At 68.7% G+C, this 23776-nt stretch carries 23 protein-coding genes; 12 read left to right on the plus strand and 11 right to left on the minus strand.

Features of this window, described 5'->3' with window-relative positions; translation table 11 throughout:
• Position 1: 1 nt before the first annotated feature.
• The 4 genes from HQ314_RS18895 to HQ314_RS18910 form a co-directional block, all read right to left on the minus strand.
• Positions 2 to 730, minus strand: coding sequence for an SDR family NAD(P)-dependent oxidoreductase (locus HQ314_RS18895; RefSeq protein WP_027504368.1), 729 nt, complete (start codon positions 728 to 730; stop codon positions 2 to 4).
• Positions 731 to 801: 71 nt separating this feature from the next.
• Complete coding sequence (locus tag HQ314_RS18900; RefSeq protein WP_222650919.1) at positions 802 to 2583, minus strand: FAD-dependent monooxygenase; 1782 nt, start codon at positions 2581 to 2583, stop codon at positions 802 to 804.
• Positions 2580 to 3506 (minus strand): fumarylacetoacetate hydrolase family protein, encoded by a 927-nt coding sequence (locus tag HQ314_RS18905; RefSeq protein WP_222650920.1) that lies wholly within the window; start codon positions 3504 to 3506, stop codon positions 2580 to 2582. Before HQ314_RS18905 ends, HQ314_RS18900 begins: the two co-directional genes overlap by 4 nt.
• Before the next feature lie 25 nt (positions 3507 to 3531).
• Positions 3532 to 4170 carry a VOC family protein gene (locus HQ314_RS18910; RefSeq protein WP_222639689.1) on the minus strand — a complete coding sequence of 213 codons (639 nt, stop codon included), beginning with the start codon at positions 4168 to 4170 and terminating at the stop codon, positions 3532 to 3534.
• A 111-nt stretch (positions 4171 to 4281) separates the two neighbouring features.
• Here HQ314_RS18910 and HQ314_RS18915 point away from each other — a divergent pair, with 111 nt between their 5' ends.
• The 6 genes from HQ314_RS18915 (at position 4282) to HQ314_RS18940 (ending at position 10833) form a co-directional block, all read left to right on the plus strand.
• The gene (locus HQ314_RS18915) at positions 4282 to 4869 is read left to right on the plus strand and encodes a TetR/AcrR family transcriptional regulator (protein ID WP_222639687.1); all 588 of its coding nucleotides are present in this window, start codon (positions 4282 to 4284) and stop codon (positions 4867 to 4869) included.
• Positions 4870 to 5009: 140 nt separating this feature from the next.
• A complete protein-coding gene (locus HQ314_RS18920) occupies positions 5010 to 5534 on the plus strand; it encodes a thioesterase family protein (RefSeq protein ID WP_261781887.1) in 525 nt (174 codons plus the stop codon).
• Positions 5534 to 7024 (plus strand): NAD(P)/FAD-dependent oxidoreductase, encoded by a 1491-nt coding sequence (locus HQ314_RS18925; protein ID WP_222650922.1) that lies wholly within the window; start codon positions 5534 to 5536, stop codon positions 7022 to 7024. Before HQ314_RS18920 ends, HQ314_RS18925 begins: the two co-directional genes overlap by 1 nt.
• Positions 7021 to 8787 (plus strand): alpha/beta fold hydrolase, encoded by a 1767-nt coding sequence (locus HQ314_RS18930; RefSeq protein WP_222650923.1) that lies wholly within the window; start codon positions 7021 to 7023, stop codon positions 8785 to 8787. Before HQ314_RS18925 ends, HQ314_RS18930 begins: the two co-directional genes overlap by 4 nt.
• Positions 8781 to 9614 (plus strand): SDR family NAD(P)-dependent oxidoreductase, encoded by an 834-nt coding sequence (locus tag HQ314_RS18935; RefSeq protein WP_222646551.1) that lies wholly within the window; start codon positions 8781 to 8783, stop codon positions 9612 to 9614. Before HQ314_RS18930 ends, HQ314_RS18935 begins: the two co-directional genes overlap by 7 nt.
• Positions 9615 to 9648: 34 nt before the next feature.
• A complete protein-coding gene (locus HQ314_RS18940; RefSeq protein ID WP_222650924.1) occupies positions 9649 to 10833 on the plus strand; it encodes a CdaR family transcriptional regulator in 1185 nt (394 codons plus the stop codon).
• On the opposite strand, the gene HQ314_RS18945 is transcribed toward HQ314_RS18940, so the two are convergent.
• The gene (locus HQ314_RS18945) at positions 10777 to 11643 is read right to left on the minus strand and encodes a short-chain dehydrogenase/reductase (protein WP_222650925.1); all 867 of its coding nucleotides are present in this window, start codon (positions 11641 to 11643) and stop codon (positions 10777 to 10779) included. The two genes, HQ314_RS18940 and HQ314_RS18945, sit on opposite strands and share 57 nt — an antisense overlap.
• A 186-nt stretch (positions 11644 to 11829) precedes the next feature.
• Between HQ314_RS18945 and HQ314_RS18950 the strand changes: the two genes are divergently transcribed.
• The 3 genes from HQ314_RS18950 to HQ314_RS18960 all read left to right on the plus strand — a co-directional run bounded on the left by HQ314_RS18950 (position 11830) and on the right by HQ314_RS18960 (position 14248).
• The gene (locus HQ314_RS18950) at positions 11830 to 12795 is read left to right on the plus strand and encodes an acyl-CoA dehydrogenase (RefSeq protein WP_373425242.1); all 966 of its coding nucleotides are present in this window, start codon (positions 11830 to 11832) and stop codon (positions 12793 to 12795) included.
• Positions 12792 to 13544, plus strand: a complete 753-nt coding sequence (locus tag HQ314_RS18955) for a PIG-L family deacetylase (RefSeq protein WP_308115494.1) — start codon at positions 12792 to 12794, stop codon at positions 13542 to 13544. The genes HQ314_RS18950 and HQ314_RS18955 overlap by 4 nt, the downstream gene beginning before the upstream one ends.
• A gap of 161 nt (positions 13545 to 13705) precedes the next feature.
• Complete coding sequence (locus HQ314_RS18960) at positions 13706 to 14248, plus strand: trans-aconitate 2-methyltransferase (protein ID WP_222640420.1); 543 nt, start codon at positions 13706 to 13708, stop codon at positions 14246 to 14248.
• On the opposite strand, the gene HQ314_RS18965 is transcribed toward HQ314_RS18960, so the two are convergent.
• The 3 genes from HQ314_RS18965 to HQ314_RS18975 form a co-directional block, all read right to left on the minus strand.
• Complete coding sequence (locus HQ314_RS18965; protein WP_051612999.1) at positions 14249 to 14941, minus strand: glycosyltransferase family 2 protein; 693 nt, start codon at positions 14939 to 14941, stop codon at positions 14249 to 14251.
• Between the two features lie 61 nt (positions 14942 to 15002).
• Complete coding sequence (locus HQ314_RS18970) at positions 15003 to 17390, minus strand: HAD-IC family P-type ATPase (protein ID WP_222650926.1); 2388 nt, start codon at positions 17388 to 17390, stop codon at positions 15003 to 15005.
• Positions 17391 to 17426: 36 nt separating this feature from the next.
• Positions 17427 to 18149 carry an ANTAR domain-containing protein gene (locus HQ314_RS18975; RefSeq protein WP_222650927.1) on the minus strand — a complete coding sequence of 241 codons (723 nt, stop codon included), beginning with the start codon at positions 18147 to 18149 and terminating at the stop codon, positions 17427 to 17429.
• A gap of 314 nt (positions 18150 to 18463) precedes the next feature.
• Here HQ314_RS18975 and HQ314_RS18980 point away from each other — a divergent pair, with 314 nt between their 5' ends.
• A complete protein-coding gene (locus tag HQ314_RS18980; RefSeq protein WP_222650928.1) occupies positions 18464 to 20818 on the plus strand; it encodes a pyruvate dehydrogenase in 2355 nt (784 codons plus the stop codon).
• Between the two features lie 13 nt (positions 20819 to 20831).
• Here HQ314_RS18980 and HQ314_RS18985 read toward each other — a convergent pair whose 3' ends face one another.
• From HQ314_RS18985 to HQ314_RS18995, 3 genes are read right to left on the minus strand one after another with little or no spacing between them, the layout of a single operon-like run.
• Positions 20832 to 21158 (minus strand): multidrug efflux SMR transporter, encoded by a 327-nt coding sequence (locus HQ314_RS18985; RefSeq protein ID WP_222639653.1) that lies wholly within the window; start codon positions 21156 to 21158, stop codon positions 20832 to 20834.
• Positions 21158 to 21490 carry a multidrug efflux SMR transporter gene (locus HQ314_RS18990; RefSeq protein ID WP_222650929.1) on the minus strand — a complete coding sequence of 111 codons (333 nt, stop codon included), beginning with the start codon at positions 21488 to 21490 and terminating at the stop codon, positions 21158 to 21160. The genes HQ314_RS18985 and HQ314_RS18990 overlap by 1 nt, the downstream gene beginning before the upstream one ends.
• 24 nt (positions 21491 to 21514) lie before the next feature.
• Entirely contained in the window at positions 21515 to 21808 is a 294-nt protein-coding gene (locus HQ314_RS18995; protein ID WP_222650930.1) for a chorismate mutase, read from the minus strand.
• A 152-nt stretch (positions 21809 to 21960) separates the two neighbouring features.
• Here HQ314_RS18995 and HQ314_RS19000 point away from each other — a divergent pair, with 152 nt between their 5' ends.
• Entirely contained in the window at positions 21961 to 22965 is a 1005-nt protein-coding gene (locus HQ314_RS19000) for an iron-siderophore ABC transporter substrate-binding protein (protein WP_222650931.1), read from the plus strand.
• A 283-nt stretch (positions 22966 to 23248) separates the two neighbouring features.
• Complete coding sequence (locus tag HQ314_RS19005; RefSeq protein WP_056446583.1) at positions 23249 to 23770, plus strand: MarR family winged helix-turn-helix transcriptional regulator; 522 nt, start codon at positions 23249 to 23251, stop codon at positions 23768 to 23770.
• The last annotated feature ends 6 nt before the right edge of the window (positions 23771 to 23776 follow it).

A 23776-nucleotide genomic window follows, 5' to 3' on the forward strand; every position in this document is an offset into this window, starting at 1 on the left:
TTCACAGTCCACCGGCCACCCGGAGCACCGCACCCGTCACGTAACTCGCGTCCTCGGACATGAGCCAGACGACGGCTCCCGCGATGTCGTCGACGGTGCCCGCTCGACCGAGCGGCACCGTCGGGGCGACCTGCGCGGGCCGGTCCGGCTCCTGGTGGAAGTCGGTCCAGATCGTGCCGGGCGACACGGCGTTCACGCGAATCGCGGGGGCAAGTTCTTTCGACAGTCCGAGTGTCAGTGCGTCGACTCCGGCTTTCGCTGCCGCGTAGTGGACGTACCTCGACGGACTTCCGAGCGTCGCGGCCGCGGACGAGATCGAGACGATCGATCCACCGCCCTGTCTCATGAGTGCTGCCTGCGCGAACTTGCAGCAGACGATCACTCCGAAGAGGTCGACGTCGAGGTCCCGGTGGATCGCCGCGAGGTCGTTGTCCTCGAGCCGCCCCACTGCGGTGGCCGCGCCGGCGTTGTTCACCACCCCGGTCACCGGCCCGAACGTCTCCGCTGCCGCGAAGAACGCGGCGACGGAATCCTCGTCGACGATGTCGACCGCGCAGCACAACGCGCGGCGACCGAGGGCTGTGACGTCAGCTGCGACGGCGTCGGCCGAGTCCGCGTCGGAGTGGTAGCCGATCACCACGTCCCACCCGGCGCGGGCCAGGGCCAGGCTGATGGCCCGTCCGATCCCGCGTCCACCGCCGGTCACGATGGCGACCCTCGTGTCAGTCATGGGCACAGTCAACCCCGTCGGTTCCGGTGTTGCCGAAGGAATCGGAGCGCGGAACCCTCGACATGCCGCTGTCACCGCATCGGATAGTGCTGGCGCCAGCGTTCGAGGAATCTCGTCAACTCGGCCACACCCGACGACGCCGGCGAGGTCGTACGCCAGGCCACGTGCCCGTCCGGGCGGACCAGCACGGCTCCCTTCTCGCCGACCTCCAGCAGGTCGATCAGTCGACGTCGGTCTGCGGGATCCGGTGCGTCGACGGGGGCCACCACGACGCCCGGGCCCACGATGCGGTGAGTGCCGAGCTCGTTCTCCCACCCGTCGTCGTCGAGGGCGAGGAGGGTCAACGAGGTCCGGTGGAGTACGTCGTGGATGCCCGTGGTGAGCCCGCGCGTCGAGATCATCGCGTGGGGAAGCCGGGCGCCGGGGTAGGTGGTGGGGAGATAGTCGACCACGTCCTCGGGCGGCCGCACTGCAGGGTCGTCGTCGGCGACGAGGTCGCTCGTGTGCAGATAGCCGAACTGCAGACCGGTGGAGACGAAGTGTTCGATCTGACCGGGCAACGCCTCCGTGATCTGCCCGCGCAGTGCCGTCGAACCCGGAGCCCGAGGATGCAGTCGCCGCGCTCGACGCATCTGCCGACGCATCATCGCCGTGGCCATCGGCGCGACGAGCCGGTCGGGGAGCGACGCGAGCGGTGCACGCGCCGCGACCCGGGTCGCGACCGCCAGCATCCTGTTGGTGATGCCGATGCGTCCACCGATGTCGTCGAGCCGGAAATGGTTGGCCACACTCTGCTCCGCGAACTTCTCCACCACCGGTCGGCGTTCCGTCTCGTAGGTGTCGAGCAGAGTGGGAGAGGCAGTGCCGGACAGCACCGCGTCGAGCTTCCACGCGAGATTGTGCGCGTCCTGCACCCCGGAGTTCAGGCCGAAGCCGCCGGTGTGCGGGAACCGATGCGCAGCGTCACCGAGGAGCAGGAGCCGCCCGCGGCGGAACGAGTCCGCGGTCTGCGACGTCATCACCCAGGTGCCGGTCGACTCCAGCTCGAAGTCTTTGTCACCGAGCACCTTCGGCAACATGTCGGCCCAGAACTGGCGGCTGTTCGCGGCGATCTCCTGGGCCGGGTGCAGGTAGGCCGTCATGAGGATGTACCGGTGATCGGCGTGCGAGATCAGGACGCCGCACAGATCCGGCGTGTAGATCCAGCTCAGAAGTGGACGAGCGTCGTCCGGGAACAGCGTGTGCGAGGTGAAGAACGCGCTGCCCATGTTCGCCAGGACCGGCCCGTCGAGGTCGATTCCACTGGCATCGCGAACAGGGCTGTTGGCCCCGTCGCACCCCAAGACGTACCGAGCGGTCAGCTCTCCGTCGTCATCTCCACTGCGCGTTCGCACTCGGGCGACCTCGGGTGTGGACTCGACATCCAGAACCGTGACGCCGCGGCGGAAGTCGATGAGCGGGTCCTCGTCCAGCGCGTTCCACATCACGGGCATGAGCAGGTGCTGTCCGATGTGGGAGACCATGTACGGGCTCTGGCTCTCGACGACTGCTTTCCGCTCGGGATCGGACAGCAGGTCGATGGACCCGATGGGGCCGTCGTCGATGCCGCCGAACCAACTGATGAGGTTCACCTCGTCGTGCGGAGGCGACATCGACGCGATGACCGACGCGAGATCGGGGCTGTACTCGTGCCAGATCTCGAGCGTGCGGGCATTGATCACGTGTGCGGCCGGATGGAAGAGCGGCGTGGCTCGACGCTCCAGGACAGCGGTGCGGATACCCCTGCGAGCCAACAGCAGTGCGGCTGTGGCGCCTGCCGGACCCGCGCCGACGATCACCACCGGAGTCGTCATCGGACGACGGTCCGCTGAGTGCCGAGGTCGATGGTGCCGTCGGCCGTGCGGATGGTGGCGGTCACGACGTCGTCGACGGAGAGATAATGCGGATTGCGCGCCTGTCGAGCGAAGAAGATCTTCCACTTGACCGCCGGCGGAAGGAGTTCGCCGATCTTCTGCACGATCTTCGGTGGGGCGGAGATGGCGGTTCCGACGGGCGTGCCCGTCAGGAGAACGTCTCCTGCGGAGAGGGACTGGAAACGAGACAGGCGGGTGAGTGCCTCGGCGGGTGGCGTGATCAGGTCATCGCCGATGGTCTGATCCTGACGGACGTCGCCGTTGACTGACAGGGTCATGTGCAACTCGGGAAGCCGCGCCCAGTCCGCTGCGTCGAACAGGACGAGTCGCGGGCCGAGTGGCGTGAAGGTGGGATAGGACTTGCTCTCGTAGACCTGGACGCGGGTCAGCTGGATCTCGCGCGCCGACACGTCGTCGGCCACGACCACCCCCGCGGCGTAGTGCGGCAGGGTGTCCTGCGTGACCGTGGTCCCGACAGGGACGTCCGCCCCGATGACGATGCCCAGCTCGATCTCGTGATCCAGCAGGGCGACGTCGGCGGGTTGGCGGATCGGATCGTTGGGGCCGCTGATGGAGGCCGACGATTTCCGGAAGAACGTGGGGTACAGCGTTGCCGGGTCGGCTCCGATGTCCAGCGCGTGCGACCGGTAGTTGAGCAACTGAGCCACGACGCGGCACGGTGCGGTGATCGGCGAGAGGACGTCGAGATCCGCCGCGACGGCGTCCTCGCCGTGTGCGCTCTCGACGGCCGCACGATCGGCGAGCAGATCACGGGTGGTGTCGGCCGTGGTGTCGATGCGGGCCGCGGTCTCACCGTGCAGGCGCCACCATCCCTCGGCAGTGCGAACAATGTTCACGGGCATGGTGATTCGCTTTCTCGAGAAGGGATCACAAGGTACGGAACGAGATGGTCTTCTTGTTCGCCACGACCGGCCGGCCCGGCCTGGTCCCGGCCTCCCGCCGCCGCAGCTCCTTCGGCGACTCGCCGTTGCGCAGTCGGCTCAGCAGGTAGTCGGGGTCGATGTTCACGCCGATCGGATTGCGGGCGAACTCGTCGCTGTAGAAGAACGCCGCGGTGTGATCCGGGTCGAAGTTCTCCACCTGGAACTCGAGTCGGATGCCGTCGGGATCCTCGTAGTAGAGGGAGATGGTCGGGCCGTGGTTGATGGACCAGACCGGGCGGATGCCCTGGCGCTTCAACCGCACGTAGTTCTCGAGCAGCCGTTCGAGGGACGTGAAGGTCAGCGCGATGTGGTCGATGCCGTAGACCTTGCGCTTGAGCCTCGCGAGCGGGAAGAGAAGCCGCAGAACCGGGGGCACGGCGATGATCGCCAGGCGGTGCGACTCGTCGTCCCAGGTCAGGAACGTGATCTCGTCGTCCTGATACGCGACCTGCGCCCCGAAGACGGTGCCGTACCACCGCACCATCTCGTCGGTGCGAGTCGATTTCACCACCCAGTGGGCGATGCGATCCGGTCCGTGCCTGCCGAGACCGGCCGAGCCGGTGTGGTCACCCGTCGCGTTCATCGTCGCCTCTCGTCGTGGGGAAGTGACCGCGACGCTACGAGCACTTTGACTGTCAGTCAAGAAATTGACTCGTGCTCGAGGTGCAGGGCGGGGTGCACTACCCTCGGTGCCATGTCCGCGAACCCCCCCGACGGCGCGCGTCGTCCGCGACGGGATCGTCGACAGGCACTCATCGATGCGGCCATCGCCCTCATGAGCGAGGGCGGCGACGCGGACATCAGCGCGGCCGCCATCTCCCGGCGGGCCGACGTGGCACACGGGTTGCTGTTCTACTACTTCACCGACAAGCAGGGCCTGGTGGCCGCGGCGCTCGCAGACGTGTTGTCGCGCTTGGTGCATCACCAGAGCCCGAGGGTGGACGAGCAGACTCCGGAGCAACGCCTCGACGGTTTCGTCCGACGGCACATCGAGTTTCTGGAGAACCATCGGACGCTGTACGTCCGCGTCGTCGTCGAGGGCGTGCTGGGAGATCAGGCCGTCGAACGTGCGCTCCGCGAGGCACGCGCGGCAGGCGCGCGTCAGGTGGCGGACATCGTCGGACTGGAGCAGCCCCTGACTCCGGTGATGCAGACGGCGGTCGTCGCCTGGACGGGATTCCTCGACCGGGCGGCCGACGAGTACGTCGAGCGCGACGACCTGTCGCTCGACGACGTCGTGGACCTCGTGGTGAGAGCCTTCGGCGTGGTCACCGGGCACTGACGCCGCGCATCCCTCGTGGCGGTGGGCACGTGCACAACGCAACGTGCGGCGCCGTGTCGCGACAGCCATCGTGCGCGACGCTCCCGAAGGCCACACTCGAGTGATCGATACCGTCGTCCGGCAAGGAGTGGCCCGTGATCATGATGCTGCGCTGGGTCCTCCGCATGCACTCGTTCGGACGGACGGCGCGAGTGGGTGATCCTCTCGAGACACGGTTCCGCGTACTCCCGGCGGATCTCGACATCCTGATGCACATGACCAACGGCCGGTACCTGTCCGTTCTGGACGCGGCCCGCATCGCGTACTACGCGAGAACCGGTCTGTGGCGCCAGTTCCGCGTGCGGGGCTGGAGTCCCGTCGTCACGGCGCAGAGCATCACCTACCGGCGCTCGCTGACCTTCCCGCGTGCTTATCGCGTGCGGACCCGTCTGATCGGTACCGATGCCAAGAACCTGTACTTCGAGCAGGTCTTCCACATTCGCGACGTCGATCATGCCACCGCGGTGGTGTCCGTCCGACTGACCGATCGGGGCGGCGGGTCGGTGCCGCCGGCGCGGATCCTCGCTCTCGACGGCACGTTCGTGCTGCCCGACCGCATCCCGACAGCAGTCGCGGAATGGTCGGAGTTCGCCCGTCACCACCACGCAGGGAAAGAGGGTCAGTGATGACATCGTCCGGGACCACCACGAGTTCCGACCACCACACGCTGGCGGTCATCGGCTCGGGTTTCGCGGGAGTCGGAGCAGCGATCGGGCTGGCACCGTTGCACCAGGGAAGCGTCGTCATCTTCGAGCGCGCGGCGACGCTCGGCGGGGTATGGCGCGACAACGACTATCCGGGTGCTGCGTGCGACGTCCAGAGCCTCCTCTATTCGTTCTCGTTCGCTCCCAGCCACCGGTGGCGTCACACCTACGCACGGCAGCCCGAGATCCGCGAGTACCTCGACCGGGTGGCGCGGGACCACGGGTTGCTCCCGCGACTCCGGACGCAGTGCCCGGTCACGTCCCTCACCTGGGACGCGAGCGCGGCGCGATGGACTCTCGAGACGCCGCGCGGGACGTCGACCGCGGATCACGTCGTTCTCGCCACGGGATCCCTCGCCGACCCCTCTCTCCCCGCCGTCGACGGCATCGAGTCCTTCGCGGGTCCGATGTTCCACTCGTCGCAGTGGGACCACGACACGGATCTGACGGGAATGCGCGTCGCCGTCGTCGGTACCGGTGCCTCCGCGATCCAGTTCGTCCCGAGAATCCAACCGCTGGTGGAGTCCCTGACCCTGTTCCAGCGCACGGCACCGTGGGTGATGCCGCGCGACGACAAGCCCATCTCCGCACGCACGCGGACCCTGCTGAAGTCGGTTCCCGGATACCAGCGTGCTGCGCGCGCGGCCGTCTACCTCGAGCGGGAGGTGAAGCTCCTGGCCTTCCGGCACCCTGCGTTGATGGCGATCGGGGAGCGCGAGGGTCGTGCGCACCTCGCACATGCCGTGAGCGATCCTGTTCTGCGGCAGAAACTCACACCGGACTATCGGATGGGCTGCAAGCGGATCCTGTTGTCCGACGAGTACTACCCGGCCCTGGCGCAACCCAACGTGTCCGTCGAGACGGCGGGCGTGGCGACGGTGACTCCCACCGGAGTGATCGACACGAACGGCACCGCGCACGAGGTGGACGCCGTCATCTTCGGCACCGGGTTCGACACCAGTCGACTTCCGCTGACGGACAGTGTCTTCGACGGGTCGGGTCGATCGATGGCGGACACGTGGGGCGACAGTCCGCGGGCCTACCTGGGAACGACCGTCGCGGGATTCCCGAATCTCTATCTGATGCACGGACCGAACATCGCACTCGGCCACACGTCGGTGATCCTGATGTTCGAGTCTCAGATCGCATACATCGAGAAGGCGATGCGTTGTGCGATGACCGCACGCGGTTCCATCGAGCCGACCGCCCGGGCGCAGGCCGAGTACTCGACCGACATCGACGACCTCACCGACGGGACGGTGTGGACGAGCGGTGGGTGCTCGAGTTGGTACCTCGACCCCGCCGGCCGCAACAGCAACCTCTGGCCGGGCAGCATCCTCGGGTATCGACGCCGTGCCGCGCGATTCGACGAGAAGCACCACGCGGTCCACACCAACGCGGTGCCGCGATGAGCGAGCCCGTCGTCCTCCTGCACGGACTCGGCGGGTCGCCTGCGATCTGGGATCGCGTTCGACCGCTGCTCACCGGTACGGTGCTCGCGCCCGAGATCGCGGGTACCGCGTCGATCGAGCAGGACGCCCTCGACATCGCCCGGGCGGTTCGGGCCGCCGGCATCGGTCCCGCTGTCCTGGTGGGGCACTCGCGCGGCGGACTCGTCGCCACGTCCCTGGCGGAGCAATTCCCGGGCCTCGTGACCCGTCTGGTGCTGGTTGCGACTCCGCCGACCACGGCGAGTCGGCTGACGGCCAGAGGTGTCTCCGAGATGGTTCTCGGTGTGCCGGTCCTCGGCGCCGCGGTGTGGACGATGCTGCCCGAGCGCAGGCTCCGGTCCGGTCTCGCGTCGGCGTTCGCTCCCGGTGGTCCGGTTCCCGAGTTCGCGGTGCGGGACCTCGTCGCGACGGGACTGCGTCGGTTCCGCGCGTCCTCGACGGCGATCGACCACTACGTGACCGAAGCGCCGCTGAGAGAACGACTGTCGAGACTGTCCGTCCCGGTCTCACTGGTGTACGGCCTGATCGACCGACGTGTGGATCCGGCCGCGATGGCCGACAGTGCAGGCGGCCCGCGCACCACCGCGTATCCGCTGCGGCGCGAGGGGCACGGTGCCCCGTGGAGTTCGGCCGGTGCCGTGGCCGCCGTGATCGCCGGCGACGCGCACCCGAGCGAGGCCGTTCGACCCACTTCCACGGTGGCTCCGCGACTACGCCCGGTCCGGTGGACTCCACCGAGCGCGCCGGCCCGAGCACGGCAGGTGACGAGCAGGGAGCCGGTGGCGTCGATCCGGCGTCTCGAACTACCGGGCCGCGGGCCGGAGGACGTCAGGCTGGACTCGCGGGGGCGAGTACTCACCGGCCTGGAGGACGGGCGCATCGTCCGGGTCACCATCGACGACACCGGTCACGGCGTCGAGACTCTCGCGCACACGGGAGGTCGACCGCTCGGCATCACCGTCGTCGACGACGCCACGTTGCTGGTGTGCGATGCCGAACGAGGTGTTCTCCGCGTGGATCTCGGCACCGGGGTGGTCGACGTCCTTCTCGACCGACTCGACGGCGAACCGATCACCTTCGCGTCGAACATCGTCCAGGGGCGGTCGGGCAACATCTACTTCACGGTGTCCACCCGGCGGTTCGGGTTCCACGACTTCCTCGCCGATCTCCTCGAGCACTCCGGCACGGGCCGGCTGGCGGTGGTGTCGCCCGACGGCGCCGCGCGCACGCTCGTCGACGGTGTCCAGTTCGCCAACGGGCTGGCGGTGTCGGACGACGAGGATTCCGTCACCGTGATCTCGACAGGCGACTTCGCCGTACTGCGGTACCCCCTCGTCGACGGTCACGCCGGACCGCCGCATGTCGTCGTCGACAATCTGCCTGCCTTCCCCGACAACGTCTCGGTCGACGGTGACCTTCTGTGGGTGGCCCTGGCGACGCCGCGCAGCACACTGCACGATCGGGTCGCGCAGCTCCCCGGCATCGTCCGGAGGTTCGCGTACCGCCTCCCCGAGAGTGTGCGACAGGGCGAGTCCACGACGTGGGTGATCGCTCTCGACTCCGGCGGCACGGTCGTGCACGACCTGCAGTCGGCATCTCCCGAGTACTCGATGGTGACCAGCGTGGTCCGACGCGGCACGCAGCTGATTCTCGGAAGCATCACCGAATCCGCGCTGGCGGTCGTCGACCTCCCGCCCACGTCACAGGGGAGAGTCGAATGGTGAGCCGCCTCGACGGCCAGGTCCTCGTCGTCACGGGCGCGGCCGGAGGCATCGGTTCCGCGACGGCGCGGCGGTGCTCGGACCTCGGTGCGATCGTCGTCCTGCTCGACGTGGACGAGGGCGGTCTGACCCGCACCGCGCGGTCGCTGACGGGCCCGTGCGACACCCACGTGCTCGACGTCCGGGACGCCGATGCCTGCCGCCGAGTGATCGACACCGTCGTCGCCGAGCGGGGGCGGGTCGACATCGTGTGGGCCAATGCCGGTGTGTCGGAGTACGGTCCGCTCGACCTTCTGCCCGACGGAGCGTGGAAGCGCATGATCGACATCAACCTGGTCGGTGCCCACAACATCGTGCGGGCCGCGCTCCCGGCTGTCCTGGTCTCGCGCGGCCACATCGCCTTCACGTGTTCCTGGGCGTCCTTCGCTCATCAGCCCGGCCACTCGGGCTACGCCGCGGCGAAGGCCGGGCTGGAAGCGTTCGCGAACGCCCTGCGACTGGAACTCAGCGGCACCGGGGTGCGCGTCGGATCCCTGCACCCGGGATGGATCGACACGTCGATGGTCACGGGAAAGATGGCGCAGCCCGCGTTCGCGGCCCTGCTCGCCGCCCTTCCCGGCCCGTTCGGTGCGGTCAGCCCCGTCGACGACATCGTTCCGCACATCGTCCGCGCGCTGGAGCGGCGGTCGTCGCGCATGGTGTACCCGAGAGCCGGCCGCGTCCTCCTCGTCCTCCGTGCCGCGCTCCCGACGGCACCGTTCACTGCCCGGAGTCGAGCAGCAGCTCCGCGGATTCGTGCGCTCGCTGCTCGGGATGTGCGACGCTCGTGAACCGGACAGGCAGGGTGGTGGAAGAGGAGGCGCGATGAGCGACCGGACGGGTACTCCGCGGGAGCGGGAGATCGCCGCGCGCATCGCCTCCCTCGTCACCGACGCCGAGCAGCAACTCGATGCCGTCGCGTCGGACCTGACGTCGTTGTACCGCAGAAGCATTCCGGTGTACGACTCGGTGGCGCACGAGGAGGTGCAGCGCAACACGCGCGCCGTCCTGGACATCGTGCTGTGGCGAGTGCGCAGCGATGCACCTGCCGTGAACGAGCGGGACGTCGCCGATCTGGTCCGGCGGTGGGCCGATCAGCGGATCCCCCTCGAACTCGTCGCACACAGCATCCAGCTCGGTGCCCGCGAGCTGTTCAAGATGATCCGGCGCAACGCCGTCGAGCAGCGGTTGTCGACCGATGTCATCGACGACATGCAGGACATGATGTGGGAGTGGGCCACGTCGTACTCGGCCGCCGTGAACACGGTGATGCAGGAACGAGCGGTCACGGGTGCCACCCGGCGTGCGGATCTCATCCGGCAGCTCCTCGACGGGTCGTACGTGCCCGCGTCCGTCGAGCGGGACGCCCGTGAGCACGGTATCGCGCTCGATCACCACTACAGCGTCGCCTGTGTGACCTGGAACGACTCGTCGATCGTGTCGGACATCCGGTCGATGCTGCGACTACGTTGCGGCACCGATGATCTCGGCGTGGTGGACGCGGTCATCGACGGCTGTCTCGTCGCCCTGCTGCCCGTGGTTCCGGACCGCCTCGCGGCCTCGGTGGCGGTCGGTCTGGGCGATGCTCGACCGGCCACGGACGCGCGCGCGTCGTACGGGCAGGCGCGGCACGCACTCGACCTCGCCACCCGCTTCGCGAGGACTGGGGTGGTCGACCTGGCCGCACTCGGACCGCTTCCTCTCCTCGCGCTGGGGGAGGAGGCCGCGGATCGACTCGCGTCCGCGCATCTGACCACGGTGGCCGAACGCGGCGAGGCGGGTCGCGAGATCCTGGACACCGTCGCGGCGTACCTCGACCATGATCGGCGCGTCGACGACACCGCCGCCGCCCTCTTCGTGCATCGCAACACCGTGCGCAACAGGGTGGCACGTTTCGGTGATCTGACGGGCCTCGACATCGACCGGACAGCCGATCTCGTCCTCGCCTGGTGGCTACTGACGCGTGAGCGCAGCGCGCGCTCGGCTCTCCAGGATCCCCCGCTCCAGTAGCGGAACCGTCTTCCGCATCTTCGGACGGAGAATCGCGTCCCACAACGAGCCGGTGAACACACCGCGGATCTTGTCGACGCCGCGCAGAGCGCCCGGCACGTACACCTTCCGGCGGCGCCGGACGATGGCGTCGACGAACGCGTCGGCGCAGTCCTCGACGTCGGTGACGACATCGAACGGCCAGGGCAGTTCCTCGATGCTCGCCCGCACCGACTCGATGCTGTGCTGCGACTCGAACATCGGAGTCCGGACGAATGCGGGATGCGCGACCCCGACGCCGACGCCCTTGTGTGCCACCTCGAGGCGCAGTCCGCCGCCGAATGCCTCGACACCCGTCTTGGCGGCCGCGTAGGCGGACTGGCCCGGCACGGTCTTCAGGGCGGCCGCGGACGAGACCAACAGATAGAAGCCGCGCTGTGCGGTCACGGCGGGCAACGTGGCGTGCACGGTGCGGATGACGCCGTTCAGATTGATGTCGACGATTCGGGTCAGTGTCTCGACGTCGCTGATGGCGACGGTGCCGGCCTCGGCGATGCCCGCATTGGCCACCACCACGTCGAGGCACCCGTACTCCGAGAGGATCTGTGCAACAGCTGATTCGAGCGACGCGGTGTGCGTGACGTCGGCGGTCACGGCCAGGTGCCGGCCGTGAGCGCTGGTGTCCAGGCTCCCGATCACCGATGCGGGTATATCGGATCGGTCCACGAGCACCACGTGCGCGCCCTGCGACGCTAGTCGGCGTCCGGTCTCGAGACCGATCCCGGACGCACCGCCGGTGATGAGTACGACCTTGCCTGCCATCGATGCCATGCGCTGTCCTTCACGGGTCGTCGTTCGCGGTCCCCTCAGCGTCGCTCGGCGAGCAGCCCCGCGACAGGTGCGTGACTCCACGTCGGGTCGGCCTGCGCTGTGCAGCCGCACAGCGAGCGATCGACCGGTCTGCGTAGGCCTGACGCCGATCGGGTACCCGCGGAACGACGACAGGAGCAAACTCACGTGAGTACGGACGATCTCGACCCCGGTGTCGCCGCGGCCGTACGGTCCCGCATCGCATCCGCTGGTGAGATCCCGCTACCGGGGTCCGGTGCGACCAGGCGACGCTGGGATCTGCTGGCCGCGTGGTGCCGCGACGACGCGGTGGTCGGCCGGTTGCTCGAAGCCCACTTCGACGCCGTCGCCATCTGCGCGGAGCTGGGTGGTCCCGCGACCTCGTCCGAGCAGATGTGGGGAGTGTGGGCCGCAGAGACGCCGCCGCCCGTCAACGCGGTCTCCGACGAGCACGGTTCCTGGTCGCTGACCGGCCGGAAGATGTGGTGCTCGGGCGCCCACAGTTGCTCGCACGCGCTGGTGACGGCACGGGCGGGGGAGGACTCCGCCTTGTTCGCCGTGGCGCTGGACAGCGGCACCGTGATCCCCGAACCGAACACGTGGCACGCGACGGGTATGCGCGAGAGCGATTCCGGCGCAGTGTCTCTCGCGGGAACGCCCGCGGTCGCGGTGGGGCAACCGGGTGACTACACCGCGCGTGCCGGATTCTGGCACGGTGCGATCGGGGTGGCCGCCTGCTGGTTCGGGGTGGCACTCGCCGTCGCCGACCCGCTCTACCGCCGGGCCGCTGCGGACCGGGCCGGACCGCATGCGCTCGCGCACCTCGGAGCAGTGGACGCGGCACTGACGGCCTGTGTCAACACCTTCGACGTCGCTGCCGACGAGGTGGACCGAGACCCATTGGCTCTGGACGAGGCGAGAGTCCGCGCCATGCGGGTTCGCGCCATCGTGGAGCGGGCCTGCACCGAAGTTCTCGACCGGGTCGGCCGCGCGCTGGGTGCGGCACCCCTCGGTCTGGACGCGGAGCACTCCCGCCGGGTGGCAGACCTGACGACGTATCTTCGCCAGAGCCACGCCGAGGTCGATCTGGAGAACCTGGGCCGGGCGGTCGCGGCGTCGGGTTCCGCATCGTGAGTGTGGACAGGTTCGCGGAACGCCCGGTGGCACAGCGTGGAACGCCGGAGTCCGTGTGGCGCGAGAACGGTCCGACGTACCCCGACCTTGTCCACGACGGGCTGGCGCATCTGGTCCTCGTCGCTCCGCACCCTGACGACGAGGTCCTCGGTCTGGGCGGCTGGGCATCGATGCTGGCCGCATCCGGTGTTCCGGTGACGGTGGTCGCCGTCACCGACGGGGGCGCGTCTCACACCCCCACGCCCGCGCGGTCGCGCGCCGACCTGGAAGCGGTGCGCAGAGCCGAGAGTGCCTCGGCGCTCGTGGATCTCGGTATCGTCGACATCCGTCGGCTGAGCTTGCCCGACGGACAGGTGGCCGAGCACGAGCGCGCCCTCGTCGACGCTCTCGTCGACGTGCTCGACACCGTGGGGCGCGGTACGACGGTGTGGTGCGCGACGACGCTGCGCGGCGACGGCCACCCCGATCACGAAGCGGTCGGGCGCGCGTCGGCCGCGGCGGCGAGCCGGAACGGATGCACGCTCGTCGAGTACCCGGTGTGGATGTGGCACTGGGCAGAACCGGGGGACGAGGCCGTGGACTGGGAGTCGGCCCGCACGATCACGCTCGACGCGGACGCGATCGCGCGCAAGGAGGTAGCGGTGAGCAGATTCGTCAGCCAGACGACTCGGGACGGGAACGAGGACGAGATCCTCCCGCCGTGGGTTCTGGAGCGGCTCCTGCGTTCTCACGAGACGGTGTTCGTGTGAGCGGGCAGGCCGGAGGCCGGTCGGGATCGGGCGGGCAAGCCGGAGGCCGGTCGGAATCGGGCGGGCAGGCCGGAGGCCGGTCGGAAACGGGCGGGCAGGCCGGAGGCCGGTCGGAATCGGGCGGGCAGGCCGGAGGTGTCCCGGCGAGTTATTTCGAGCGCATGTACGAGGCCGATCCGGACCCGTGGGGGTTCGAGAGCCGGTGGTACGAGCGACGCAAGTACGCCCTCACGATGGCAATGCTTCCGAACGAGCGGTACCGGTCGGCCTTCGAGCCGGGGTGTTCCGTCGGAGTTCTGTCCGAACTCATCGCGGGCCGAGCCGATCGCCTGCTCTCCACGGACATCGCGGAGGCACCGTTGCGTCGCGCGCGGGAGCGTGGGATTCCGAACGTGGAGTTCCGCCGAGAGTCGCTGCACGACGGGTGGCCGGACGAGCAGTTCGATCTCGTCGTACTGAGCGAGATGTGTTATTACGTCCATCCGACGGAGCTCGACGCTCTGGTGTCGAAGGCGGTCGACGCGGCAGAGCCCGGCGGAACCGTGTGCGTCGCACACTGGCGCCACGACGTTCCGGAGTACCCGAGCACTGCGGCCGAGGTGCACACCGCGTTCCGCGCGTCTCCGCACCTGCTCCTCCGGGCGGAGTACCGCGACGACGACGTTCTCGTCGACGTCTTCACGCGGGGTACCGGCGCACACTGATCAGGCGGTGACGGGAGTCGCCATCTCGTCGAGGAACGTGGCGAAACCACCTGTGGTGCGCGTACTGGTGCGGGCCGACGTGGTCACGCACGGAGCGCCGGTGCGGCGTATGCGGTACCCCCGGCGTCCGAGTCGCGCGACCAGATCGACGTCCTCGTGGACGGCGAGCGCACGGAATCCGCCGACCGCACGGTAGGCGTCGGCGCGCACCGCGAGGTTGGCTCCGTGGACCTGCAGGAGACCGCGTCGTTCACGGTCCGCGTAGTCGCGCCGGAATCGCCGGAGCACGACGGGATCACGCAGGCCCTCGTCGACGCGCACCGGTCCGGGGACGACGTGTGCCTGCGCAGCGCACGCCACGATCGATCGGAAGTGGTCGGGGTCGACCAGCGAATCGGCGTCGGTGTTGACGTACCAGGTGGACGATCCGGCGCTCGACGTCTCGGACCGGAACCCCAGGGCCCGTGCAGCTCCCACGTTCGCGACGTCCGTCGTGACGCACCGGACGCCCCCACCCACCACCTCCGCGGTGCGGTCACTGCAGGCGTCCAGCACCACCACCAGTCGGACGGGGACCGGCGACAGCGTGCGAGCGGTGCGCAGGGCATCGAGGCACGCAGACAGCGACGCGTCCTCGTTGTGGGCGGGCACCACTGCGACGATGCGCTCGACCCGGGCCGGCGTGAAGTGCACACCTGTGAAATGCCCGATTCCCGTCGTCGCCAATCATGCGCAGCACGCGGTGCTGTGCGCGCTACGCCGTGCGGTGCGCGCGGCGCCGCATGGCGGGGCGTACCGCCTCCAGGACCGCGATACCCACTGCCGCGGAGACGAAGGCGAGCACGGTGTAGGACACGTTGCCCGCATCGAGCTCGAAGAAGCGGGCGAGCGGCGGCACGGTGAAGATGACCGCGTAGGCCGCCACGGACACGGTCAGCAGAGTCACCTTCCACCACTGCATGGGCCGGGCCACCGTCCCGAGGACCCACATCGCGACGACGATCAGCGTGATGAGCGCCGAGGTGCTCGACTGGATCCGGTCCGCCCGCGAGGCATCGGGTCCGTCGTAGGTGGCGAGGCAGGTCGCGAACGTGGCGATTCCCACCACCAGTCCTGCAGGCACCGCCTTGCGCAGTACCCGAGGGACGAAGCCGGAGCGGGCCCGTTCGTTGTTCGGCGCCAGCGACAGCAGGAACGCGGGAATGCCGATGGTGAACCACGCCGCGATGGTGACGTGGCGGGGAAGAAACGGGTAGGGCAGCGGGTCGACGTTCACGACCAGGGACAGCAGGCCGGACAGCCCGACGAGGACCGCGAGCACCACCGAGTAGACCGTCTTGGTGAGGAACAGCGTGGAGACCCGTTCGATGTTGCCGATGACTCGTCGACCCTCGGCCACCACGTGGGGCAGCGTCGAGAAGGCGTTGTCCAGCAACACGATCTGCGCCACGGACCGCGCCGCGGGACTTCCCGCGCCCATGGCGACACCGATGTCGGCCTTCTTCAGTGCGAGAACGTCGTTGACGCCGTCACCCGTCATGGCCACCGTGTGACCACGGCTCTGCAAGGCGGTGACCATGTCCCGCTTCTGTTCCGGGCGTACCCGTCCGAACACGGCATGACGCTCCATGGTGTCCGCGAGATCGTCCGTGTTCGACGGGAGACTGCGAGCGTCGACCGCATCGCCCGACGGCAGCGCATCGAGCGACCCGGCCACCGCGCCCACGGACACCGCGTTGTCGCCGGAGATGATCTTGACCTGGACGGACTGATCCGCGAAGTAGTTCAGTGTGTCGCCGGCGTCCGCCCGGATCTTCTGCTCGAGCACGACGAGGGCTCGGGGCGTCACGACACCCGGCGCGTCGGCGTGATCCATCGGGAGGTCGCTGGTGGCGAAGAGCAGCACCCTCTTTCCGGCCGCGCCCAGCTCGGTGGCGCGTGCGGAGGCCTCCGATGCCGGATCCAGCAGCACGTCCGGAGCACCGATCAGGAAGTTGCCCGCGTCGGGGAAGGAGACTCCGCTCCACTTCTTCTCCGACGAGAACGGAGCCCGCGCGGACGCCGTCCGGGCAGGCGCGGTCGGAAGCGCGTCGGCGACGGCGATCATGCTGGCGTTCGGTCGATCGTCGTCGGCGACGACGGCGGACAGGTCGCGCCGGACGTCCTCGTCGGACTCGGCCGACAGCACGAGGAGGTCCGACATGACCATCGCGTTCTCGGTCAGCGTTCCGGTCTTGTCGGCGCACACCACGTCGATACGGGCCAGCCCCTCGACCGCCGGAAGCTCCTGCACGAGGCACTGTCGACGTCCGAGGCGGACCACGCCGACGGCGAAGGCCAGTGAGGTGAGCAGGACCAGTCCTTCCGGCACCATCGGGACCAGCGCCGCCACCATGCCGTTGAGCGCGGGGCCGAGCGGCTGGCCCGTGACGACGAGCTGGTTGACGACGATGACGATGCCGGCCGGGACCATCACCCGGGTGATGTGGCGGAGGATGCGGTCGATACCGGACCGGAGTTCGGAGTCGATGAGCGTGAACTTGCCTGCCTCCTCGGCCAACTGGGCCGCGTACGCTTCCCTCCCCACCTTGGTGACGCGGTAGGCTCCGCGGCCGGCGACGACGAACGACCCGGAGAACACGGAGTCGCTCGGGGTCTTGGTCATCGAGTCGGACTCACCCGTCAGCAGTGATTCGTCGACGTCGAGCGAGTCCGCCTCGATCACGTCGCCGTCGACGATGATCTGATCGCCCGGACCGAGTTCCACGACGTCGCCGAGCACCACCTCGTGGGGAGCGAGGTCCCGTGCACGGCCGTCTCGTCGCACGAGGGGCCGACTCTGGCCCACGATGGCGAGCGCGTCGAGGGTGCGCTTCGCGCGCAGTTCCTGGATGATGCCGATCCCGCTGTTGGCGACGATGAGCAGACCGAACATCGCGTCGATGATCGATCCGGTCGACAGCACGATGACGAGAAGTACCGCCAGAATCGCGTTGATGCGCGTGAAGATGTTGCCGCGCAGGATGTCTGCGACCGATCTTGAGGAGCGGGCCGGCACGTCGTTGGACCGACCCTGCGATGCGAGGGTCTCCGCTTCCACTGTGGTGAGTCCGACTGCGGTGGGGACGTCGCTCGACAGCATGAAGGGGAGCCTAGTGGGTGTCGGCGACGACGGTCGTCAGCCTCGTTGGTCGTCCAGCACCCGTCGAGCCTGCTCGGTGACCGTGGTCCCAGCGCTGTAGGCCTGTGCTCGCAGCAGTGCCGACGCTGCCTGGACGCCGAGGTGGTGCCGAGCGACCACCACGCCGATCGCCAGGTGCACGGTCGACAGGTCGAAGCCGTGGTCGGGCCCGCCGTCGACGGCCGTGAGGACAGTGTCTCCGTCCAGGTCGTCGCACAGGGGAACTCGCGGCGCAAGCAACTCCGGGCGGCGTTCCACGAGCGCTGAAATGGCGGCGTCGGAGTGCGTGCTGCTGCGGCGTCGACCACGCCAGTACATCTGGAGCGTTCCCAGGGGGGTGGCGGGTGCACCGATGGGGAACGTCGCGACCTCGACGACTCCGAGGGTCGCCAATTCGTCGACGAGAGTGGTCCAGCGGACGCCGTGGTCAGGGTCCTCGACATCGAGTCGGCTGTGTCCCGCTCCCGCCATCGACTCGGTGTGCGGTCCGCAGCCGAGCAGGTACTGGAGGTCGGCCAGCCGCTCCGCCAGGTCGTCCGTCGCGTACGTGACGAGCCGGACGTCGGCATCGGCCGCCGATTCCGCCACCACGGCGGCTCCGTCCGCCCGGCACCACTGCACGCACGCGGCCAGCCATGTCTCCGCAGTGCGTCCGGACCGCAGGGCGCCCATGACGCGTTCGTCTGGTGGATGGGGCTCGCGGGCCGAGTTCGATGCCATGGGGCGTCCTTCGCTGCGTTCGTGTAACCGGTTCGTGGACCGCAGCTGAGGGTGTGTCTCGCCGTTCATCGTGTACCCGTCCGTCGGCTCCGCACACCACATCCGGCCGGTGTCCTCGAACACGGGCGCCCACTCACCGGGTGTCGCCGGTCACCCGAGTGGTCGACACGCTCGGAACACCCACGACGACATGCGGTGCTGTGCGCAGAATGCTCGGTCGCGGAGCCGGATCTTGCGCAGTCGGCAAGACCGTGGTCACCTGGGGATCTCCGCGAAGCATCGAGCCGGAGATGACGTCCTGAGGGGGAAGCGCCATGACCAGCAACGAGCATGTCGATGATCGAGCGCCACAGACGGTGGAGACCCTGGAGGAGATCGCACAGCGTGTGTTGTGGCTGTCGACCTCGATGATCCACCACGCCAATCGAATTCGGCCCAACCCCAGCGGACTCAAAGTCGGAGGCCACCAAGCCTCGTGCGCGTCGATGGTGTCGATCATGACCTCCCTGTGGTTCGAACAGTTGCAGCCCGGGGACCGGGTGTCGGTCAAGCCGCACGCGTCTCCGGTGCTGCACGCGATCAACTACCTCCTCGGTGAGTTGGACGAGAAGTACCTGACGACGCTGCGGTCCTACGGCGGGCTGCAGTCCTACCCCTCGCGCGCCAAGGACCCCGACACCGTCGACTACTCCACCGGGTCCGTGGGAATCGGAGCGACCGCACCGATCTGGGGCGCGATGTCGCGCCGCTACGTCGACGCCGCCTTCGGTGACGCGCACGACGACGCCCGGACAGCGACCGGATTCCGGGGGCGGCAGTACTCGCTCGTCGGCGACGCCGAACTGGACGAGGGCGCGGTGTGGGAAGCGGTGATCGACCCGGGAATCGCCGACCTCGGCGAGATCGTGTGGATCGTCGACCTGAACCGCCAATCGCTGGATCGAGTGGTGCCGAACTTCGCTGCGCGGCGGCTGGAGAAGATGTTCGACGCCGCCGGCTGGCAGGTCGTCACGGTCTCGTTCGGCACCCTTCTCGACGCATTGTTCGCCCGCCCCGGCGGCGAGGCCCTGCGCGAACGCATCGTCGACATGCCCAACCCGGAGTACCAACGCCTCCTGCGCTGCACGGCGGACGAACTGCGCACCCGACTGCCCGGCGCCGGGCCCGGTGCCGAACGGATTCGTGCCCTCGTCGCCGATCTGGACGATGCCGCTCTGACGGAGGCCGTCCGCAACCTGGGCGGACACGACCTCGCCGCACTGCGCGCCGCGTTCGCCCGTATCGACGACACCCGTCCCACCGTGATCATCGCGTACACCGTCAAGGGCTTCGGGTTGCCGACGCAGGGTCATCCGCAGAATCACTCGTCGTTGCTGACGGTCGAGGAGTACGCCGAACTCGCGGGCGCGCTGGGCACCGACCCCGACGCGCCCTGGGCACGATTCTCGGACGACAGTCCGGCAGGGCGGGTGTGCGCGGACACCGCGGACCGGCTGCGCCGGGAACCGATACACACGGCCGAGCCTCCCTCGGTGCCCACCGACATCGGGCGCACGCCCAAGGGAACGGCGACGACACAGGCCGCGCTCGGTCGCGTCCTGCTCGACCTCACCAGAGCGGCTCCGGACGCCGCGCGGCGGGTCGTCACCGTCAGTCCCGACGTCAGCTCCACCACCAACCTCGGCGGCTGGGTGAACAAAGTCGGCGTCTGGTCCTCCTCGGAACGCCACGACTGGTTCGGTGACGACGCCGAGACGATCATGCACTGGCGCGAGAGCCCCACGGGGCAACACATGGAACTGGGCATCGCCGAGACCAACCTCGTCGGACTGATGGGTGAGCTCGGTGCGACGTGGAGTCGGTGGGGAGAGCCGCTGTTCCCGATCGGAGTCATGTACGACCCGTTCGTCGAGCGCGCGCTCGAGCCGTGGTCGTACGGCATCTACGCAGGCGGACAGTCCATCCTCGTCGGCACCCCCTCGGGAGTGACCCTGGCGGCGGAAGGTGGTGCGCACCAGTCGATCAAGACCCCGTCGATCGGTCTGGAGCAGCCCGGGTGCGTGAGCTGGGAACCGGCGTTCGCGATCGACGTCGAGTGGACGCTGCTGGCGGCGATCGGACGGTTGGGGCGCCCGGGCGGCACGTCGGCGTATCTGCGCCTGTCGACCAGACCGGTCGATCAGTCGCTGGCGAACGTTCCGGCGGATCCGGCGGCGCGGGAGCGCCGACGGCGGCAGGTGGTCGCCGGGGGATACCCGCTGGTGCGGCGGGACGGTGCGGTGGTGACCATCGCGGCGATGGGCGCAACGGTCACCGAGGCCCTCGCCGCGGCGGAGCGGCTCGAACAGATCGGGCTCGCTGCCGACGTCCTGTGCGTCACGAGTCCGGGGGAGCTGTATCGGGCGGTGCAGGCACGGCAGGGGCATCTCGAGGCGGAGTCGTGGATTCTCGATCATCTGCTGCCGGCAGAGCGGGCGACGCCGATGGTGACGGTCCTCGACGGTCATCCCCACACGCTCGCGTTCCTGGCGACGGTGAATCGGGTGCCGTCCACGTCTCTCGGGGTGAGTGAGTTCGGTCAGGTCGGCGCACTCGACGAGGTGTACCGCCACCATCAGATCGACACCGACTCGATCGTCCGGGCCGCACTCGACGTCACCGGGCACTGACTGCTCGGCAGGTTCATCGAGCGGCCGCGGCACCGAGTTCGATGAGCAGGACGCCGACGACGATGCATGCGATCCCGCCGAGCATGCGGCGGGTCAGGGGTTCTCGGAAGAGGTACCGGGAGGCCACGGCGGTGAGGGCAACTCCGGACGCGGCCCAGATGCCGTAGGCCACTCCCAGGGCCAGACCGGAACGGAGCGCACCGAGCAGGGCGACGAACGCGAGGAGATAGCCGAGAGCGACGACACCGTAGAACGCGGGGCGTCCGGTGGCCGCCACGCGGAGCGACAGCGTGGCCGACACCTCGAGGAGGATGGCGCCGAGGAGGAAGAGGTACTGCATCACGGTTCCCGCTCTGCGGGGTGGGACCCGGTCTCGACGAGGAGTACACCGACGATGATCAGTCCGATTCCGAGACCCATCACGATGGTCAGCGGTTCACCGAAGAGCGCCGAGGCGAGAAGGGCGGTGAGAGCGACACCGCCTGCTCCCCAGATACCGTAGGCGACACCGAGGGCCATACCGCGGCGCAGTACGGACGCGAGTCCGACGAAGGCCAGCAGATAACCGAAGATCACCACGACATAGAGGACGGGACGGGTCTCGGAACCTTTGAGCGACAGGGTGGCGGACACTTCGGCCACCACGGCCGCCGCCAGAACGAACCACACCATGCGGTAGTTCTACCGCGGGCGGGACTAGCGAGCGATCTGTCCGCGGCCCACGCGCAGGAGGAGCATGCCGAGGGTGCGGCCCTCGCGGCCGAGATCACCGAAGTGCTGGAGCACCGACATCTCGCGTGCGGACGATGCGGCCGAGCGGGGCTCCATCATGCCGACGGTGCGAGTGAGCTCGGTGCGTCGTGCCACTGCGGCCAGGATCTGGGCGTCGAGACGCTCGATCTCGTCGTGCATGGAGTCGATGTCGTGGGCGGTGTCGGCACCGTGGTTGCGCGTGACGTCTGCGGTGGCGAAGTCGGTTGCAATGCTCATGTCTACTGAATCGCGCCCATCCCGAATTTCATTACCGATCTGCCGAGATATTTTTCGGCGACCAGTCGAGAACGGGTCTCACCTGCGGTGATGCTGATTGTGAGCTGGATCGCAGTGCGCCCGTGGGCCTCAGGTGAGGTTAGGCTAACGCAATGTTTCTCACCGTGTGTGCGCCCGTGAGGCGACTGATCCCTGTACTCGTCGCGACGGTGGCCCTCACCGTGTCGTGCTCGTCGGCCGCCACCGAGGACGGCCGCGACGCGGCGCAGACAGCGGCCGGCGGCGTCTATCCCGCGACGGTCGACACCGCGTTCGGCGCCGTCGACCTCGAATCGGCGCCGACGCGCGTCGTGGCGCTGGGGTGGGGGGACGCGGAGACGGCATTGGCCCTCGGGTTCCAGCCGGTCGGTGCCAGCGACTGGCTCGACTTCGGCGGAGAGGGCGTCGGTCCGTGGGCGGAGGGTCTCTACGACACACCACCCGAGATCATCGGAACCCTGGAACCGTCCTACGAAGCCGTGGCGGCACTCGAGCCGGATCTGATCCTCGACACCAAGAGCTCGGGCGACGTCGGCCGGCACGACCGCCTGGCGGCCATCGCCCCGACCGTCGGCATCCCGGAGGGTGCGGAGAACTACACGACGTCCTACGAGGATCAGGTCACCATGGTGGCCGCGGCGCTCGGTGTGCCCGAGAAGGGCGCCGAGCTGATCGCAGGGCTGGACGACGGCTTCCGCACGGCCGCTGCGGACCATCCGGAGTTCGCAGAGAAGACCGTGACGGTGGGCGCCCTCAGCGGAACCGGCTACGGCGCCTACATAGAGGACAGCGAGCGGGTGCAGTTCCTGATGCGGCTCGGGTTCCGGCAGAACCCGACCATCGCATCGATGACCCCGGTGCGGTTCTCCGTACCGATCGCGGACGAGCAGCTGGGTCTGCTCGACGCGGATCTCGTCGTCATGTTTCCGATCGGCAAGACTGCGCAGGACATCGAGCAGAACCCGCTGTTCCGCAGCATCCCGGCCGTGGCGCAGGGGCATGCGATCGTGTTCGACGACCCGGCGGTGGCGAAGTCCTACTCCACCAACTCGGCGCTCTCGCTGCAGTACGCACTCGACACCGTGGTGCCCATGCTGGCGGGGGCGCTCCGGTCGTGATGCTCGGAGGCGATCGCTCACGCGTGCCTTCACCAGCGGCGCGACCTCGGTGCCGAGCAACTCGATGCCCCGCAGCATGGTCCGTCCAAGAGATGCGCCACCCGCTCGCGAGCGGTGACGCGGTGGCCGGTGTCGTACTCGACGACGGCCGACACGAAGTTGCCGATCCCGATCTGCATTGGTGCCGTTCTGCCGATGTAGTGAAGTGTCAACACACTGTAGTGTCGTCGAGTTGAACCTTCAAGTGAGGGTAGCGAAGGTTCACGACACCTAGGCTGGGTGCGTGAACGACGACGTCGAGTGGCTGCGACCCGACGAGGTACGCGCGTGGCTCGCGGTCGCAGGCCTCCTCGAGGCGCTCCCCGCAGTACTGAACTCGCAATTGAAGAACGACGCGGGGGTCAACCACTTCGAATACATGCTTCTGGCCGGTCTGTCCGAGTCGCCTGGTCGGAGTTCGCCGACGAGTGAGATCGCTGCCTTCGCCGCAGGATCACTTTCTCGGGTCTCCCACGCACTCACGCGTATGGAGTCGCGGGGGTGGGTCGAACGGGGGCCACGCGGAGGCCCCGGTGGGCAGACCGCGGTGACGTTGACCGACGAGGGCATGGAGATCGTTCGTCGCGCGGCTCCCGGTCACGTCGCGCAGGTGCGAGAACTGGTCGTCGACCGCCTCGGTCGTGAGGACGCACTCGAGCTCGGGCGACTCGCGGGCCGGGTGCTCGAGGGTGCGAACCCGGCGGTCCACAGGATGCTGATGGACCGGTATCCCGAGCAGGACGTGCGCCCGGACGACCGGGACTGACGGAGA

This window comes from Rhodococcus sp. BP-332 (genome assembly GCF_019836065.1).
Lineage (GTDB): Bacteria > Actinomycetota > Actinomycetes > Mycobacteriales > Mycobacteriaceae > Rhodococcoides.